The organism is Winogradskyella schleiferi (assembly GCF_013394655.1).
Classification (GTDB): Bacteria; Bacteroidota; Bacteroidia; order Flavobacteriales; family Flavobacteriaceae; genus Winogradskyella; species Winogradskyella schleiferi.
This window is the reverse complement of record NZ_CP053351.1, coordinates 3,550,614-3,567,912: the sequence shown is the minus strand read 5'-3', so window position 1 is coordinate 3,567,912 and position 17,299 is coordinate 3,550,614. Positions and strand designations below refer to the sequence as shown.

The 17,299-nt window shown below is 34.7% G+C and carries 15 protein-coding genes; 11 read left to right on the top strand and 4 right to left on the bottom strand.

Features of this window, described 5'->3' with window-relative positions:
• From HM990_RS15520 to HM990_RS15500, 5 genes are all read left to right on the top strand, one after another.
• Positions 1–1,050, top strand: a complete 1,050-nt coding sequence (locus HM990_RS15520; RefSeq protein ID WP_178990109.1) for an NAD(P)/FAD-dependent oxidoreductase — start codon at positions 1–3, stop codon at positions 1,048–1,050.
• Positions 1,051–1,409: 359 nt separating this feature from the next.
• Positions 1,410–2,147, top strand: a complete 738-nt coding sequence (gene epsC, locus HM990_RS15515; protein WP_178990107.1) for a serine O-acetyltransferase EpsC — start codon at positions 1,410–1,412, stop codon at positions 2,145–2,147.
• Between the two features lie 4 nt (positions 2,148–2,151).
• Positions 2,152–3,036: a cysteine synthase CysM gene (cysM, locus tag HM990_RS15510; protein WP_178990105.1), complete on the top strand. Its 885-nt coding sequence runs from the start codon at positions 2,152–2,154 to the stop codon at positions 3,034–3,036.
• A gap of 57 nt (positions 3,037–3,093) precedes the next feature.
• The gene (locus tag HM990_RS15505) at positions 3,094–4,188 is read left to right on the top strand and encodes an acyloxyacyl hydrolase (RefSeq protein ID WP_178990103.1); all 1,095 of its coding nucleotides are present in this window, start codon (positions 3,094–3,096) and stop codon (positions 4,186–4,188) included.
• Complete coding sequence (locus HM990_RS15500; RefSeq protein ID WP_178990101.1) at positions 4,185–4,928, top strand: head GIN domain-containing protein; 744 nt, start codon at positions 4,185–4,187, stop codon at positions 4,926–4,928. The genes HM990_RS15505 and HM990_RS15500 overlap by 4 nt, the downstream gene beginning before the upstream one ends.
• Here the strand turns inward: HM990_RS15500 and HM990_RS15495 are convergent.
• From HM990_RS15495 to gldA, 3 genes are all read right to left on the bottom strand, one after another.
• Positions 4,914–6,098 (bottom strand): acetate/propionate family kinase, encoded by a 1,185-nt coding sequence (locus HM990_RS15495; RefSeq protein WP_178990099.1) that lies wholly within the window; start codon positions 6,096–6,098, stop codon positions 4,914–4,916. The two genes, HM990_RS15500 and HM990_RS15495, sit on opposite strands and share 15 nt — an antisense overlap.
• Before the next feature lie 3 nt (positions 6,099–6,101).
• Positions 6,102–8,192: a phosphate acetyltransferase gene (pta, locus tag HM990_RS15490; RefSeq protein ID WP_178990097.1), complete on the bottom strand. Its 2,091-nt coding sequence runs from the start codon at positions 8,190–8,192 to the stop codon at positions 6,102–6,104.
• A gap of 299 nt (positions 8,193–8,491) precedes the next feature.
• Entirely contained in the window at positions 8,492–9,385 is an 894-nt protein-coding gene (gldA, locus tag HM990_RS15485; protein ID WP_178990095.1) for a gliding motility-associated ABC transporter ATP-binding subunit GldA, read from the bottom strand.
• Between the two features lie 381 nt (positions 9,386–9,766).
• Here gldA and HM990_RS15480 point away from each other — a divergent pair, with 381 nt between their 5' ends.
• From HM990_RS15480 to HM990_RS15460, 5 genes are all read left to right on the top strand, one after another.
• Positions 9,767–10,594: a prephenate dehydratase gene (locus HM990_RS15480; RefSeq protein ID WP_178990094.1), complete on the top strand. Its 828-nt coding sequence runs from the start codon at positions 9,767–9,769 to the stop codon at positions 10,592–10,594.
• Entirely contained in the window at positions 10,591–11,733 is a 1,143-nt protein-coding gene (locus HM990_RS15475) for a pyridoxal phosphate-dependent aminotransferase (RefSeq protein WP_178990092.1), read from the top strand. The genes HM990_RS15480 and HM990_RS15475 overlap by 4 nt, the downstream gene beginning before the upstream one ends.
• Before the next feature lie 213 nt (positions 11,734–11,946).
• Positions 11,947–12,798: a prephenate dehydrogenase gene (locus tag HM990_RS15470; protein ID WP_178990090.1), complete on the top strand. Its 852-nt coding sequence runs from the start codon at positions 11,947–11,949 to the stop codon at positions 12,796–12,798.
• An 89-nt stretch (positions 12,799–12,887) separates the two neighbouring features.
• A complete protein-coding gene (locus tag HM990_RS15465; protein WP_178990088.1) occupies positions 12,888–13,970 on the top strand; it encodes a bifunctional 3-deoxy-7-phosphoheptulonate synthase/chorismate mutase type II in 1,083 nt (360 codons plus the stop codon).
• A gap of 237 nt (positions 13,971–14,207) precedes the next feature.
• Positions 14,208–15,533: an ATP-dependent 6-phosphofructokinase gene (locus HM990_RS15460; protein WP_178990086.1), complete on the top strand. Its 1,326-nt coding sequence runs from the start codon at positions 14,208–14,210 to the stop codon at positions 15,531–15,533.
• Between the two features lie 192 nt (positions 15,534–15,725).
• Here HM990_RS15460 and HM990_RS15455 read toward each other — a convergent pair whose 3' ends face one another.
• Entirely contained in the window at positions 15,726–16,199 is a 474-nt protein-coding gene (locus tag HM990_RS15455) for a hypothetical protein (RefSeq protein WP_178990084.1), read from the bottom strand.
• An 84-nt stretch (positions 16,200–16,283) separates the two neighbouring features.
• Here HM990_RS15455 and rsgA point away from each other — a divergent pair, with 84 nt between their 5' ends.
• Positions 16,284–17,234 (top strand): ribosome small subunit-dependent GTPase A, encoded by a 951-nt coding sequence (gene rsgA, locus HM990_RS15450; protein WP_178990082.1) that lies wholly within the window; start codon positions 16,284–16,286, stop codon positions 17,232–17,234.
• Positions 17,235–17,299: the final 65 nt, after the last annotated feature.

The window sequence follows — 17,299 nt, the reverse complement described above, 5'->3', positions numbered from 1 at the left end:
ATGATTAAAACAGATATACTTATCATCGGAGCAGGACCAACAGGTCTATTTACTGTATTTGAAGCGGGCTTGCTAAAATTAAAGTGTCATTTAATTGATGCCTTACCTCAAGCAGGTGGACAATGTTCCGAATTGTATCCTAAAAAACCAATTTATGATATTCCTGGTTTTCCAGAAATATTGGCGGGCGATTTAACCTCCAATTTATTAGAACAAGGGAAACAATTTCAGCCTGGTTTTACGCTGGGCGAACGTGCAGAAACTATTGAAAAATTAGAGGATGGGAGTTTTATTGTTACCACAAATAAAGGTACACAACATCATGCTCCAATTATTGCTATAGCCGGAGGTTTGGGGAGCTTTGAGCCAAGAAAACCAAAGTTGGAAAACATCGAAAACTTTGAAGATAAAGGTGTGGCTTACTTTATTAAGGATCCAGAAGTGTATCGCAACAAAAAAGTGGTGATTGCTGGTGGAGGTGATTCCGCCTTAGATTGGAGTATATTCCTTGCTGATGTGGCTTCTGAAGTGACTTTGGTACACAGACGAAATGAATTTAGAGGCGCTTTGGATTCTGTAGAACGTGTGCAAGAGTTAAAGTTGCTAAACAAAATAAACATCATTACACCAGCGGAAATTACAGCTCTGCACGGCGAAAACAATATTAAAGGTGTTTCTGTGACCAAAGAAGGTCAAACAGAACTGATAGAAGCGGATGAGTTCATTCCACTTTTTGGTTTATCGCCAAAGTTGGGCCCAATTGGAAATTGGGGACTTGAGATTGAAAAAAATGCGATTAAAGTAGATACTTTAGATTACCAAACTAACATTCCTGGTATTTATGCTATTGGTGATGTGAATACATATGAAGGTAAACTGAAGTTGATTCTATGTGGTTTTCATGAAGCCACTTTAATGTGTCAATCGGCCTATAAAAGACTGAATCCAGGTAAGAAATTTGTTCTAAAATATACAACGGTTAGTGGCATCAATGGGTTTGATGGCACTCGAAAAGAATCACCAAAAGCAGTGGTTAAGGCTATTATGTAAAAAAAAGACATTTTTTCTAAAAACTTAGTATATTTTATACATAGCGGTAACCGTTTCTTAGGGTTTAATTAACAAAAGAGTATGCTTTTAGTTGGATATTTGCACTTGATTAACACCAACTTGAATGGGCAGTTCAATTTGGTAAAAGCCCCTCAGACATGAAATTAATTAAAAAGTACAAGTCCGATTTTAGATTTTTAGTGCAAATAATAGTATTAACGGTTGTTTCCTTAATTGTATCTCTTTTTTTATAACTAAGCAATTCTTATTTTTGGGTAATAATCATTATTTTGAAATAAGTTGCAATTTAATCTTATGCCTGAGTTTATTTCAAATCAATAATAGCCTAAAAGAGACTTATGGATATAGTATTACAAATTCCTCTAAGATTTAAAGAGCAAGTAGAAGATTTGGCGAGAGAATTGTTTTATTGTGTCTTAGAATCTCCAGAGCGCCAAGACGTATTATTGCAAAACATAAAACTGTCTTTTTTTAAAATTTCCGAAGCTTTAGAATGCGGACTTTGTGAGAGTAAATGGAACCAGTTTAAAATTCAACTCAAAACATTAAAACCTATACTTTATCTAGATGCTAAAGCCGCTTACGATAATGATCCAGCAGCTAAAAGCTTAAAAGAGGTGTATTTGGCATATCCAGGATTTTACGCTATAACCATGTATCGAATCAGTCATATTTTATGGCAATTGGATGTTCCTGTTTTACCAAGAATGATAAGTGAATATGCACATGGAATTACGGGAGCCGATATCCATCCAGGCGCAGACATAGGTAATTCATTTTTTATAGATCACGCCACAGGCGTTGTAATTGGTGAGACTTCAATTATTCACGACAATGTCATCCTGTATCAAGGGGTGACCTTAGGTGGTATAACTGTAGAAAAAGCACTGAAAGGCGTAAAGCGACATCCAACAATTCTAGACCATGTCACTATTTATGCCAACGCAACCATTCTTGGTGGTGATGTGATTATTGGAGAACATAGTACAATTGGTGCCAATGTTTGGATCACCAAGTCCATTCCTAAAAATTCTATAGTCACTTATAAGTCCGATATAAAAATCTCAAACAGATAAAAGAATGAGCATTTTAAACCAAATTGGTAATACACCTCTTGTTGAAAGTACAAATCTGGTAACTAAACCAAATGTGAAACTGTTTTTTAAGCTTGAAGGCAATAATCCAGGCGGAAGCGTTAAAGATAGACCTGCATATAATATGATTTCTGAAGCCGTAAAACGTGGTGACTTAAAGAAAGGCGACCGTTTAGTAGAAGCCACAAGCGGAAATACAGGCATTGCTTTGGCTTATGTCGCTCAATTATTTGGTTTAAAAATGTCTTTAGTGATGCCGGAAAATTCTACAGAAGAACGTGTAAAAACCATGCGTGCTTATGGTGCTGAAGTCATTTTAACTTCGGCAGATTCTGGAATTGAAGGTTCAAGGGATGTAGCCTTTAAGATGCGCGATGAAGACGGCTATACTCTATTAAACCAGTTTGAAAACGATGATAATTGGCGCGCTCATTATAAAACAACTGGTCCTGAAATTTGGAGAGATACTGATGGAAAAGTGACCCATTTTGTCTCCGCTATGGGAACTACAGGCACTATTATGGGAACGTCCACATTTCTAAAAGAAAAAAATAAAGAGATTCAAATTGTTGGAGCGCAACCCGAAGACGGGTCTAAAATTCCTGGGATTAGAAAATGGTCGCCCGAATATATACCAAGCATTTTCGATAGGTCCAAAGTGGATCAAATAATAGAAATTAACGAAACAGAAGCAAAACTGATGACACAGCGCTTAGCGAAAGATGAAGGTATATTTGCCGGGATGAGTAGTGGTGGTTCTGTTGCAACAGCATTAAAACTTATTAAAACTATAGATCATGGTGTGGTGGTTGCCATTATTTGCGATAGAGGTGATCGTTATTTGTCATCTAACTTATTTGATGCTTCTTAATGTTTAATCCATAAAAACTAAACTTATTATTCTATTTTTGCGGGCAACCATTTATAAATGAAGTACTGGCTTACGCGTTTAGTTATATTAATTGGATTGTTGTCTTTTGCACAAGAAGGAAAACCATCCCATACTTATTTTGACCTGAATTATTTCGGCGGCAATATTGCTCTTCACAACAATGATATTCTACATTTAATTACAGGTCATCCCGAAGGTTTTATTTTCAGTTGGAATAAGAAAACTTATGGAAATGACACTTGGCAACAACGCTATAATTATCCAGATTTTGGAGCATCGTTTTCATACCAAGATTTTAAAAGTGAAAAATTAGGCGTGAATTATGCACTTTATGCACACTATAATTTTTACTTTTTAAATCGTAATTTGATACTGCGAATTGCACAAGGCTTGGCATATACCACCAATCCTTATGATAAGATTAACAATCCGAAAAATATCGCATTCGGGTCAGATATTTTGAGTGCCACTTATGTAATGCTGAATTACAAGAAAGAAAGACTCTTTGGTCGTTTTGGTGTGCAAACAGGTTTGTCGTTTACCCATTATTCCAATGCCAATGTAAAAGCCCCAAACACAAGTATCAATACTTTGGCGTTAAATTTAGGTTTAACGTATAATCTTGATACTGAAGATTCAGAATTCATTAGCGATTTAGATGATGAAAAATTTACCGAAGCCGTAAAATACAATCTAGCATTTAGATCTGGGATAAACCAAAGCGATGTTATTGGAAGCAAACAATTTCCGTTTTATATTTTTTCGGCTTATGCGGATAAACGCTTAAGTCATGTAAGTGCGCTTCAGTTTGGCGCTGAAGTTTTTTTTTCTAAGTTTTTAAAAGAGCTTATTTACTATCAATCTGTTGCGTATCCTGAATTGGATGTCACTGGAGAGGAGGATTACAAACGTGTCGGTATATTTGTTGGCCATGAGTTGTTCATCAATAAAATGTCAGTGGTATCGCAATTGGGCTATTACGTTTATTATCCTTATGATTTTGAAGGACGAACCTATATAAGAGTGGGTTTAAAACGATATTTTGGAAAAAAGATGTTTGGAGCATTAACCTTAAAGTCACATGGCGCAAAAGCGGAAGCCGTTGAATTTGGAATCGGTGTTAGATTATGAAAAAAGTAGTGTACTTACTGAGTCTTTTAATTGTCTCTTGCAACAGCGAAGATGCCAACGATTGTTTTCAAACTTCTGGAAATATCATTCAACAGGAAATTCCAGTTTCAAGTTTTGAACGGATTTTAGTCAATAGGGATATTGAGTTAATAATCAAAGAAGCACCAAACTATAAAGTGACTGTTGAAACAGGTGAAAATTTGCTTAATGATGTTGAGGTTGAAGTTAGAGGAAATCAATTGGTGTTGACGGATAATAATTCCTGTAATTACGTAAGGGATTATGGGATCACAAAAATTTATATTGAAGCACCAAATATTATAGAAATAAGAACCTCTTCACAATATGATGTAACATCAGATGGTATTTTGAATTATGACACTTTAAACCTGTATTCTGAAGATTTTAATGCTGAAAATGAATTTACAGTTGGCGATTTTAGATTAACTATTAACTCCGATAACCTTAAAATTGTGTCTAACAATCTGTCATTCTTTTTTATTGATGGCGAAGTGGAGACCTTGTTTGTTGGGTTTTATGCTGGAGCAAGTCGCTTTGAAGGGGAAAACTTAATTGCTCAAAACGTTACTATTTTTCATCGTGGTGGTAACGATATGGTTGTCAATCCACGGCAATCCATATCTGGCGAACTCAGAGGAACAGGTGATTTAATTTCAGTCAATCAACCTTCAATAGTAGATGTAGAGCGTTTCTATACTGGTCAATTATTCTTTCAGTAAATTAAACGATTGTTTTGCGATTTCTAATTCTTCATTCGTTGGTATAACTAATATTTTTACTTTTGAATCTTCAGTATTTATTGGTCTAATGCTGCTAAGTCGCTCATTATTTTTTTCAACATCTAAGTTTATCCCTAAAAAGTCGAGATTTTCACAAATCGAGGCTCTTAATAAACTGGAGTTTTCACCAATTCCTGCGGTAAAAACAATAGCATCTAAACCATTAAGAATGGCAGCATAACTTCCGATATATTTTTTAATACGATAGGCATTCATTTTAAGAGCTAATTGGCAGGCCTCGTCTCCATTTTCGGCTTTTTCTTGAATATCCCTCAAATCACTAAGGCCAGTCAATCCTAACATACCGCTTTTCTTTTGGAGCAAGTTGTTGACCTCTTTAAAGTTCAAATCAAATTTTTCAGCTAAATAAAAAATGACACTCCAATCAATATCACCAGATCGTGTGCCCATTATTAAACCATTAGTTGGTGAAAATCCCATAGAATGATCAATACATTTACCATTTTTTATAGCAGACATACTGCAGCCGTTCCCTAAATGGATGGTAAGAATTTTCGTGTCTTTTTTACCCAAATGGTCAATAGCTTTTTCGCTCACATATTTATGGCTAGTACCATGAAATCCATAGACTCTTATCTCGTCTGAATACGCATTCGGTAAGGCGTATTTATAAGCATGTTCTGGTATAGTTTGATGAAAAGCGGTATCAAATACGGCTACTTGTTTGGCATTTTTGAAAATGGCTTCTGCCACTATAATGCCTTCTAAATTTGCAGGATTATGGAGTGGAGCTAGTGATTCCAAGGACGCAATTTTTTCTTTAACATCATTAGTTATCTCTGCGTAATTGTTAAAGTACTTTCCTCCATGCACAACGCGGTGGCCAACAATTTCAATATCGTCGGCAGATTTTATAATTCCTGTTTTTTCGTTCAATAATTGATTGGCCAATAATTGAAGGGCTTCTTTATGATTTGCAATTGGAGTAACCAATTCAATTATAGATTCCTCCGTTTTGCAGATAAATTTAGCATCATCTAACCCTATACGTTCAATAATACCAGAACACAAAACGGTTTCATCAGGCATTAAGAAGAGTTGAAATTTTAAAGAAGAACTACCAGAGTTTAATACTAATATTTGATGCATGGTTTAAAATTGTTGGGCTTGAATAGCCGTTATAATTACGGTACTGTAGATGTCGTCTGTGGTACAGCCTCTACTTAAATCGTTTACGGGTTTATTTAGGCCTTGTAACATTGGTCCAATGGCCAAGGCACCTGTTTCTCTTTGTACGGCTTTATAGGTGTTATTTCCTGTGTTTAAGTCTGGAAAGATCAAAACACTTGCCTGTCCTGCCACTTCAGAATCAGGTAATTTACTTTTTCCAATTCGCATATCTACTGCAGCATCGTATTGTATTGGCCCTTCAATTTTTAAATGTGGCGCTTGTGCTTTTGCAATTTCTGTAGCTTTTCTTACTTTATCTACTTCTTCGCCTTTTCCAGAAGCACCAGAAGAATAGCTTAACAACGCTACTTTTGGATTGATGCCAAAATCTTCAGCTGTTTTAGCAGATGATATGGCTATTTCCGCTAATTCTTCAGCATTTGGATTTGGGTTTATGGCGCAGTCTCCAAATATGGAAATACGATCTTCCAAACACATAAAGAATACGGAGGATACAATTTTTACGCCTGGTTTTGTTTTTATGAATTGCAACGCTGGACGCAACGTGTGGGCTGTGGTATGAGCGGCTCCCGAAACCATACCATCCGCATGACCTTTATAAATCATCATCGTTGCAAAGTATGAGACATCAGACATAGCATCTTTTGCCATATCTAAGTTGACATTTTTATGTTTTCTCAATTCATAAAAAGTATGCACGTAATCATCAAAATGTTCGGATTGTTGCGGCGAAACAATATTGATTTTTTTAGTGTCTAAAGGAATGTCTAACTTCTTTATACGTTCTAGAATTTTGTCTTTATCGCCAATTAAAGTCAAATCTACCACCTGAGCATCAATTAATCGTGCCGAAGCTCGTAAGACACGTTCGTCATAACCTTCAGGAAGCACAATATGTTTCTTGTCCTTTAAGGCCTGCTGTAATAAATTATATTGAAACATTCTTGGTGTAAAACCTTCAGATTCAAAGGTGATCAGATCATTAGAGAGTTTATCAGTATCCACATGCATTTCAAACGTAGCGATGGAGGTTTCTATTTTTTCAATGTTTTCAGCGTATATTTTAGATTTAATTTTACCAATGGAATTTGTAACGCTAAAAGTGCCGTCTTTTACACTGACAATGGGGGAAATGCTAGACAGGCCTTCAATGAGTTTTAGAATTGGTTTTTCAGGAATTAAGCCGCCAGTAAGCACAATTCCAGATATTTTTGGGTAATTTTTTGAAATATTGGCTTGTAACGCACCCAAGATAATATCGGCTCTATCACCAGGTGTAATGACCAAAGTATTATCCTTTAAATGGGTTAGATAATTTCGTAATTGCATAGCGCCAACACCAAAGTTTTCTGATTGATTATTGATCATTTCTTCACCAAAGAGAATAGTACCATTTAAAGCTTTAGCAATTTCCTTGATTGTTGGCGATGATAAACTCTTGATTGTTGGGATTACAGATATATTGGTATCTGCTTTTATGCGCTCTGATAAACGTGGTTTTAAAGTTTCAAGTTCATCAGGATTAACTTTATTGGTAATTATAGATAGGACTTCAACCTCTTCTTTAAATGAGTTGTACGCAAATTGGATATTCTCTACAATGGTATCCTGTGTCTTTTTATGGCCATTGGCGACTATGATTACAGGTAGACCAAGGTTTTTAGAGATTAAAATATTAATATCCAGTTCTAAATTGGTATTCTCATTGGAAAAATCGGTGCCTTCGACGAGAATGAAATCAAATCGTTCTTCAAGGTATTTGTATTTTTTTATAATTTCGTCAATGACCTTTCCCGCTTTGCCCTTATTGTATAAATCGAGTGTTTCAGTTCGGGTGAAAGCATATGTTTTTTTGTAGTTTATATCGAGTTCAAAATGCGATAAAACAGTATTTATATGGTTATCCAGTTCGCCTTTTTTGGTGTCTTCTATAATGGGTCTAAAATATCCCACTTTTGCGGTTTTTCCTAAAAGCATACGCATAAGTCCTAAAACCACAACGGATTTTCCGCTGTTTGGTTCTATTGTTGCTACATAAATTCCTTTGCTCATTGATTTTTGTGTTATATCGTCAAAATACGTTATTTCGTAGTATTAATAAAAGCGTTTTTACCCAATTGCATTCGGCAGAGTGGCGTGCAAATTTAATACGGATTTGATTTTTTAAAGATGATATTTGTCATGTATAAAAATAAGAATTAAAATTGGTTAACCAATTTTTTTAAGTTTTGTAGGGCTAAGTTAGTCATTCCATATAAAATATAGTTATGTGAGTAAGATTTCATTCTCGACCTTGTGCTGAGTGCAGTCGAAGTAGTAAGGCTATTCCCATAGTTATCAAAAGGGTTTTTCTAACTCGTTAATTCCCGAAACAAACTCTCTAAACTCGCATTTTTCTGATTCAGTTGAAGAATCTTTAACTCATTATCGTGTGCAAAATCAAACACATGGGAACGCATATCATCTTTAGTAGAAAACGTGATTTCATATATAAAACCGTGTGTGTTTTTTACGGAAGTGACCTTTGGTAGTTTCAAAAGAAATGCATCTTCAACCCTATAGTCAAATTCTACGATGACAATTTGTTGTTGACCCTCTCTTAAATCCGCTAAATATTTATCGGCAACAATTTTGCCTTTATTAATAATAATCACGCGGTCGCACATGGCTTCAACTTCTTGCATAATATGCGTAGATAGGAACACGGTTTTTTCTTTACCAATAGTCTTTATTAGATGTCTAATATCCACCAATTGATTGGGATCTAAACCCGTAGTAGGTTCATCTAGAATCAATACCTCAGGATTATGCAAAAGGGCGTTTGCCAAACCAACACGTTGTCGATAACCTTTAGATAGCTGACTGATTTTTTTATGCGCTTCTGGTGTTAACCCTGTCATTTGAATGACTTCTTCAATACGTGACTTTGGGGTGCCATAAACATTTGCATTGAAATTCAAATATTCCTTGACATATAAGTCGGTATAAAGCGGATTATGTTCCGGCAAATACCCAACACTGCTCTGGACGTTTTTTTTATCTGAAGTTACATCAAAACCATTCACATTGGCAGAGCCCTCAGAAGCTTCAATATAAGTCGTTAGAATTTTCATCATAGTTGATTTTCCGGCACCATTTGGGCCCAAGAAACCAACAATTTCAGCATCTTTTACCTTAAAAGAAACATCATTAAGTGCTTTTTGATCTTTATATAATTTGGTAATGTTCTGAACTTCGATGGACATATAAATAGAAATTTGTTCAAAAATAAGTAATTCCGAATATTGTATTGCAATTATTGATAAATCTTTAAAACTTTAGAATAATACCTAAAAAAACAATACAACAATTTTGATTTGTAAAAATAATAATTACATTAGCCACTTAATTACAGATATCCACCGATGTGGAAAAATATGAATATATCTAAAACATATTACAACTGGTTTTATTTCTTTTTTAGCTAAAGGAACGAGACTTAGTATGTTTTATTTAAAATATAAATTATAAAGTCTCGATTTGATCGGGACTTTTTTTATAGCAACGTTTTAAAAGCTGATATGATCCTGAATTTACTAGTGCTGAATTTGTTTCAGTATTTCAGGATCTAATAAAAAGAAAAAAAATTGAAAAAACCAATAGCCATACAAGGAATTAAAGGCTCATTTCATCATATAGTTGCCCAAAATTATTTCAATTCGGATGCTGAGGTTGTTGAGTTCATGTCTTTTGATGGTGTTATAAATTCGTTGTTGGAAATGCAGACCGATGAAGTTGTTATGGCATTGGAAAATTCCATTGCAGGTTCAATAATTCCTAATTATGCACTTATTGACAATCATCAGTTGAGTATCGTAGGTGAGTATTATTTAGGCATTGAGCATTGTTTAATGGCTTTGGCGAATCAGAATATTGAAGATATTAAAGAGGTTCATTCGCATCCCATGGCGTTGTTACAATGTAAAGTATTCTTTAAAAATTATCCACATATAAAACTGGTGGAAGCTAAGGACACGGCAGATGTCGCTAAACAAATTAAAGAGCAACAATTGAAAGGCATCGCAGCTATTGCCAGTAAAAATGCAGCTGAATTATATCATCTGAATGTTTTAGCAGAAAGTATTCAGACTATAAAACACAATGAAACACGTTTTGTAATTGTAAAACGAAATCATGAGGATAAGGATATAAATACAATTAATAAAGCGTCGTTGAAATTTGAATTGGATCACAAACGCGGAAGTTTAGCAGCGATTTTAAACGTGTTGAGTGACTGTAAACTTAATTTAACTAAAATACAATCCTTGCCAAAGATTGAAACACCATGGAAATATGCCTTTTTTGTGGATGTCACTTTTGAAGTTTATAAAGATTATGAAAAAGCAAATTCCATTATGAAATTGATGGCAGAAAATTTTAAGGTTTTAGGCGAATATAAAAATGGAAGACGATGATTGAAGTAGCCAAACGATTACAAAACGTAGAAGAATACTACTTTTCTAAAAAGTTGAGGGAAGTTGCACTTTTAAAAGCGCAAGGAAAACCAATCATAAATTTAGGAATTGGAAGTCCGGATTTTGAGCCACCTGTAAAAGCTTCAATGGCGCTTCAAGACTGTTTGGTGGATGAAAAAGCGCATCAATATCAAAGTTATCAAGGCTTGCCAGAATTGAGAGCAGAAATTTCAAATTTTTATAAAAGACATTATAGCGTAGATTTAAGTGCTCAAACGGAAGTGTTGCCTTTAATGGGAAGTAAGGAAGGAATAATGCACATTTCTATGGCGTTTTTGAACAAAGGTGATAAAGTATTGGTTCCAAATCCTGGTTATCCAACATATGCTGCTGTAACAAAATTGCTAGAAGCAAAACCTGTTTATTACAATTTAAAGGCCGATCAAAATTGGTTGCCAGATTTTGGGGAGTTAGAACGCATGAATCTAAAGCGTGTAAAAATTATGTGGATCAATTACCCACATATGCCAACAGGTAGTAATGCGGATAATTTGTTCTATGATAAAGTCATTGCATTCGGAAAACGACATGATATTTTAATCGTGAATGACAATCCATACAGTTTTGTGTTGAATGACAATCCCATCAGTATTTTAAGATATAAAAATGCTAAAAACGTTTGTTTAGAGTTGAATTCTTTAAGTAAGACCTTTAATATGGCTGGTTGGCGCGTAGGAATGTTAGTCGGGAATTACGAATTTGTAAATGCTGTTTTACGGGTGAAAAGCAATATGGATTCTGGAATGTTCTATGGCATTCAAAAAGGAGCTATCGAGGCTTTAAAATGTTCAGACATGTGGTTTCAAAGTTTGAATAGTGTTTACCAACAGCGCCGGGAATTAATCTGGAAATTGGCAGATAATCTTAAATGCACGTATGATAAAGACGCCACAGGATTGTTCGTTTGGGCCAAATTACCGCCACATTTAAAATCTGAAGAATTTACTGATTTGGTATTAAAAGAACATTCCATTTTTATAACACCAGGAACGGTGTTTGGGAGTAATGGCGAGGGTTATGTGCGTTTTTCATTGTGCGCCACAGAAGAAATTTTGAAACAGGCGATTGCGAGAGTGTGAAAAGTTTCACAGTCGCAACCTCAGTTGTCAATGCTGAATAAAAAAGTACAAAGTGAGAAGTACATAGTTTAGTAATTAGGTTTACAGTTGTAAATCTATTAAGAATTGAAAATTTAAAATTAGCAGTATGATAGTTGATTTTTGTTGTAAGGAAAAATATATAAGCAGAGATAATTCTTCCCTTTGGAAAGATGTCTCAGAGAGACAGATGGGATGAATAACATTTTTATAATAGGAGTAGGATTAATCGGTGGAAGTTTCGCTTTGGATATTAAGAAATTATATCCTGAAAGCAATATATATGGAATTGACAAAAGAGAAACCCATTTAGACGAAGCCATAAATCTTAAAATTATTGATCATAAATCTAAGTTTGAAGCTCTAGAAAGTGCCGATTTGATCATTTTGGCAATTCCAGTGGATGCAACACTAAGCGTTTTACCAAAAGTTTTGGATCATATTTCAGATGAGGCCTTGGTGTTTGATGCTGGCTCAACAAAAGAAGATATTTGTGCTGCAGTGAAAAACCATCCCAAACGCAGAAATTATTTGGCAGCGCATCCTATTGCAGGTACGGAACATTCTGGTCCAAGAGCAGCGCTTCATAATTTGTATAAAAGCAAAACCAACATTATCTGTGAGGTTGAAGAAACGGCTTTTAAGCTTCAAGAAAAAGCTTTGAAATTGTTTTCGGATTTAGGCATGCGAATTCGATATATGAATCCAAAAGCACACGATAAACATATTGCTTATGTGTCTCATTTATCACATATCAGTGCATTTATGTTAGGGAAAACGGTCATCGATAAAGAAAAAAATGAACGCGATATTTTTGATATGGCAGGTAGTGGATTTGAAAGTACAGTACGTTTGGCAAAAAGTTCACCAGCCATGTGGACACCCATTTTTCAACATAATAAGACCAATGTCATTGAAACATTAAATGAATATATTTCAAATTTACAACATTTTAAAAAGCTGATGGAAGATGAAGATTTTGATGCGGTTTTTAACGAAATGAAAGATACAAATCATATAAAAGATATTTTAAACGGAATACAATAATAAAAGGAAGTTCCTGTAAGGCTTAATGCTGAATTTAATTCAGTATCTCAAACCAGAACGGGTAAAAGAATAATTAGACTAATAGCAAGATGAAAAACACAAAAGAAATGAGAACATGGTTAGATGATATGAAACTAGATCATCCACTAGTAATAGCAGGACCATGTAGCGCAGAAACTGAAGAACAAGTATTAAAAATAGCACACGAGCTAAAAGATACCGATGTCAATTACTACAGAGCAGGTATTTGGAAACCTAGAACACGTCCAGGAAATTTTGAAGGTGTTGGCGCTTTAGGTTTAAAATGGTTGCAAAAGGTAAAAGAAGAAACAGGCATGAAAACTTGTACGGAAGTTGCCAATGCGGCTCATGTAAAATTAGCATTGGAATATGATGTGGATTTATTATGGGTTGGCGCACGTTCAACAGTGAGTCCATTTATAATGCAAGAATTAGCGGATGCCTTAGAAGGAACGGATAAAATAGTATTAGTGAAAAATCCGGTAAATCCAGATTTAGCATTGTGGTTAGGAGGCATAGAAAGATTACATTCGGCTGGTGTTAAAAATCTTGGTGCCATTCATAGAGGGTTTTCTACTTATGAAAAATCGAAATATAGAAACATTCCGGAATGGCAAATCGCTATTGAATTTCAGAATAAATTCCCTGACCTTCCATTGATCAATGACCCATCGCATATCACAGGTAATAGAGATATGATATTTGATGTATCCCAAACGGCTTTAGATCTTAATTTTGATGGTTTAATGATAGAAACACATTATGATCCTGAAAACGCTTGGAGTGATGCTGCACAGCAAGTAACACCAAAAAGTTTAGTTCAGATTATGAAAGACTTGAAGATTAGAAAAGAATCAGATCCAGAAGCAGAATACAACACAGAATTGAACAATTTAAGAGCTCAGATCGATGTGGTTGATAATCAAATTATTGAATTGTTGGGTAAACGTATGAAGGTTGCTGATGGTATAGGAACACTTAAAAAACAAAAGAACGTTGCTGTTTTACAGAGCAAACGATGGAACGAGATTTTAGGCAAAATGGTTTTAGAAGGTGAAGAAAAAGGACTTAGTGAAGAGTTTATCTTAAGGATGTTTAAAGCGATTCATCAAGAATCCATTAATCATCAAGAAAAGATTATTAATCATTAGAATAAAAAAATGTTATTAAAAAAAGGCTCGCTATTAGCGCGCCTTTTTTTATTATTTAGAATTTTTATTAGGTCTTTAAATCTATAACTATGTTATGATCCTATTTTTAAATTATAAAGAAACCTGTACAATTGTTCTTCTGTATGTAAATCTTTAACTTTACGATTATAGACACACTAAAAACAATTAATTAGTTAATTAGAAATCAGATTTCATAGACTATCAAATTAAAACGAAATGCAGCAAAACACCAACTTTAAAATCACCAATTTAGGGAAAGCAACTAAAACTTCCCCAATACATCTAAGTAAGACAAAAGGTGATAATATTTTTAATTTTATTGAAGATAGTGAGCGGATTTTAGCGGATGTTAAAATGAAAAACCTTGAGGCATCATTAGAAAGCGAAATACCACCTGATTCTTATGAGCGCTCAGGACCTCGTGAAAAAGTTTTTTTTGATGGCGCAAAGACTACGGCTGCTATTGTAACCTGTGGCGGACTTTGTCCTGGTATAAATAACGTTATTCGAAGTTTGGTAATGGCGTTACATTATTTTTATAAAGTAAAACGAGTTGTCGGAATTCCATATGGTTACGAAGGTTTAAATCCTGAAGTTGGTCATGAATTTATGGAACTTACTCCAGATAAGGTAAAAAATATCCATGAGTTTGGAGGCACTATTTTGGGGTCTTCAAGAGGTCAACAAGACGTTTCTATGATGGTAGACACTCTTTTGGAAAATAATATTGATATTTTATTTGCCATTGGCGGTGATGGCACGCTAAAAGGTGCAAACGCTATTGGTACTGAAATTATAAAGAGAGGCTTAAAAATCTCAGTAGCTGGGATTCCAAAAACTATAGATAATGATGTTGATTTGATTGATAAATCCTTTGGTTTCGAAACGTCATTCGACGTAGCTTGTCCAATAGTTAGAGATGCACATAACGAAGCAAACGGCGCATTCAACGGTATGGCAATAGTAAAATTAATGGGAAGAGATAGTGGTTTTATTGCGGCTTCAACAGCACTTTCTATGCCAGTCGTGAATTTTGTTTTAGTACCAGAAATGGATTTTCAATTAGAAGGTGAAAACGGATTTTTAGAAAATTTAAAAATTAGGCTACAACAGAAAAAGCATGCAGTTATTGTAGTTGCAGAAGGTGCAGGACAACATTTATTTCAAAATGAAACTGAAGAAGTAAAAGATGCTTCTGGAAATATTCAGCATAAAGATATTGGTTTATTTCTTCAGCAGCGTATTAAAGAATATTTTAATAAAATAGCCATGGAGACAACTATTAAGTACATAGATCCAAGCTATATAATTAGAAGTGCTCCAGCAAATGCTAACGATAGTTTGTATTGTAACCGTTTGGCTTATCATGCAGTTCATGGCGCAATGGCTGGAAAAACGAATTTTGTTGTAGGAAGCGTTAATAATAGATTTGTATATCTGCCAATTACAGATGTAACCAAAAAGCGAAAAAAGATAGATATGGAAGGTGAATTCTGGTTTGGAGTTTTACAGAGTACTGGTCAGCCTTTTTCGATGGAGTAGGTCTTGTAAATTGAACGGATAAATCAAAATTCAACATATCAAAAATTTGGAGAAAAAGTTAATATTGATTTATCTTCATTTTCTAAAGGAATTTATATCATAGCTATTTTCGCAGATGGAAAACAACTAGAGTCCATCAAAGCCATAAGGCGTTAAAAAAAAGGCTCACATTTTGCGAGGCTTTCTATCTAATTAGTTCACCCGTTTAAAGGTATAACGCGTTATGAAAATACCTTGACCATCGCCTTCGCCACTATCACTTTCTACGGCACTATTAATAAACATAAGTTCCCATCCTTCAGCGGCCATGGTTGTTAATTTGGAACTTACAAGTGCATCATTAGAAACAATATTTTGAAAACGAATACCACCAATATTATAGAAGTTTAATAATTTGGTTTCCTCAAAATCCTTTACGCGTATTTCACTCCTTTTCGATTTGTTTCTACTGTTGTCGTCTTCGGTTTGTGCTGATGTGTAGTCTTCATAATTTTTATCAGCATTAAAAGAAATCAAACGTGAACGCCCTAAACCACTGGAAACAATAGATTCAATACTTGTAATAACTTTGTATTCAACTTCCGTAACTGGTTTGTCTTCATTGATAAATGAAAATGAAATGAAGCCAGCAACAAGTAATACGATAAGTAATAAGTATTTTTTCATGGTAGTTGATTTTATTGATTAAGTCACTAATTTAAGGATTTTTTGGTTTAAAGTCGTTTCTTTGTTGTACGGTAAACATTTTTAATGACAGGAACAGTATATAAATCTACAGGCAGCTGGTACACAGTAAAAACCTTCAACGGGAAATTCTACGAGTGCAGAATCAAAGGGCGTTTTAGATTGGAAGGTATCAAAAGTACCAATCCAATTGCGGTTGGAGATATCGTAGAGTTCCAATTGGAAACGAAAAACAATACTGAGACTGGAGTTATCAATCGCATTGAAGAACGCAAAAATTATATTGTACGTAAATCGGTAAACCTTTCTAAGCAAACGCATATCATTGCTTCAAATATCGACTTGGTTTTCTTATTGATCACTATCGATAACCCACCAACATTTACTACGTTTATAGATCGGTTTTTAGTGACGGCAGAAGCCTATTCCATTAAAACCGTACTATTATTTAACAAAGTAGATACCTACGACGAAGAAACCATGTTGGAGGTTAAATATCTTGCTAGTATTTATCGTGCTATTGGTTATGAATGTATCGATATTTCTGCCACCACAGGGAAAAACATTGAGAAAGTAAAGACCTTGATGGTAGGCAAAGTAAGTATGTTTGCAGGTCATTCTGGTGTCGGTAAATCCACATTGGTTAATGCTATCGAACCCTCTCTTGATTTAAAAACAAAAGCTATTTCTACCCAACATAGTCAAGGGCAACATACCACGACATTTGCAGAGATGTTCGATTTAAGTTTCGATGCTAAAATTATAGATACACCAGGCATCAAAGGTTTTGGAGTTGTGGATATGGAACGTGAAGAGGTTGGCGATTATTTCCCTGAATTTTTTGCACTAAAACAAGATTGTAAGTTTAATAATTGTATTCACCTTAACGAACCAAAATGTGCTGTAAAGGATGCTTTGGAAGCAGATGAGGTGTCCTATTCAAGATATAAAAGTTATGTCCAGATTTTAGAAGGCGAAGATGAACATTATAGAACTGATCATTGGGATGAAAATTAGTCGCAGTTTTCAGTCTCAGTGCTCAGCTAAAAATTACAACCTACGAAGTTTAGCCAATCTTGTGG

Excerpts from the sequence above, each read along its gene's own strand:
- HM990_RS15520 (WP_178990109.1), top strand. The coding sequence starts at position 1 with ATGATTAAAACAGATATACTTATCATCGGAGCAGGACCAACAGGTCTA.
- epsC (WP_178990107.1), top strand. The coding sequence starts at position 1,410 with ATGGATATAGTATTACAAATTCCTCTAAGATTTAAAGAGCAAGTAGAA.
- cysM (WP_178990105.1), top strand. The coding sequence starts at position 2,152 with ATGAGCATTTTAAACCAAATTGGTAATACACCTCTTGTTGAAAGTACA.
- HM990_RS15505 (WP_178990103.1), top strand. The coding sequence starts at position 3,094 with ATGAAGTACTGGCTTACGCGTTTAGTTATATTAATTGGATTGTTGTCT.
- HM990_RS15500 (WP_178990101.1), top strand. The coding sequence starts at position 4,185 with ATGAAAAAAGTAGTGTACTTACTGAGTCTTTTAATTGTCTCTTGCAAC.
- HM990_RS15495 (WP_178990099.1), bottom strand. The coding sequence starts at position 6,098 with ATGCATCAAATATTAGTATTAAACTCTGGTAGTTCTTCTTTAAAATTT.
- pta (WP_178990097.1), bottom strand. The coding sequence starts at position 8,192 with ATGAGCAAAGGAATTTATGTAGCAACAATAGAACCAAACAGCGGAAAA.
- gldA (WP_178990095.1), bottom strand. The coding sequence starts at position 9,385 with ATGTCCATCGAAGTTCAGAACATTACCAAATTATATAAAGATCAAAAA.
- HM990_RS15475 (WP_178990092.1), top strand. The coding sequence starts at position 10,591 with ATGATTGAAGTAGCCAAACGATTACAAAACGTAGAAGAATACTACTTT.
- HM990_RS15470 (WP_178990090.1), top strand. The coding sequence starts at position 11,947 with ATGAATAACATTTTTATAATAGGAGTAGGATTAATCGGTGGAAGTTTC.
- HM990_RS15465 (WP_178990088.1), top strand. The coding sequence starts at position 12,888 with ATGAAAAACACAAAAGAAATGAGAACATGGTTAGATGATATGAAACTA.
- HM990_RS15460 (WP_178990086.1), top strand. The coding sequence starts at position 14,208 with ATGCAGCAAAACACCAACTTTAAAATCACCAATTTAGGGAAAGCAACT.
- HM990_RS15455 (WP_178990084.1), bottom strand. The coding sequence starts at position 16,199 with ATGAAAAAATACTTATTACTTATCGTATTACTTGTTGCTGGCTTCATT.
- rsgA (WP_178990082.1), top strand. The coding sequence starts at position 16,284 with ATGACAGGAACAGTATATAAATCTACAGGCAGCTGGTACACAGTAAAA.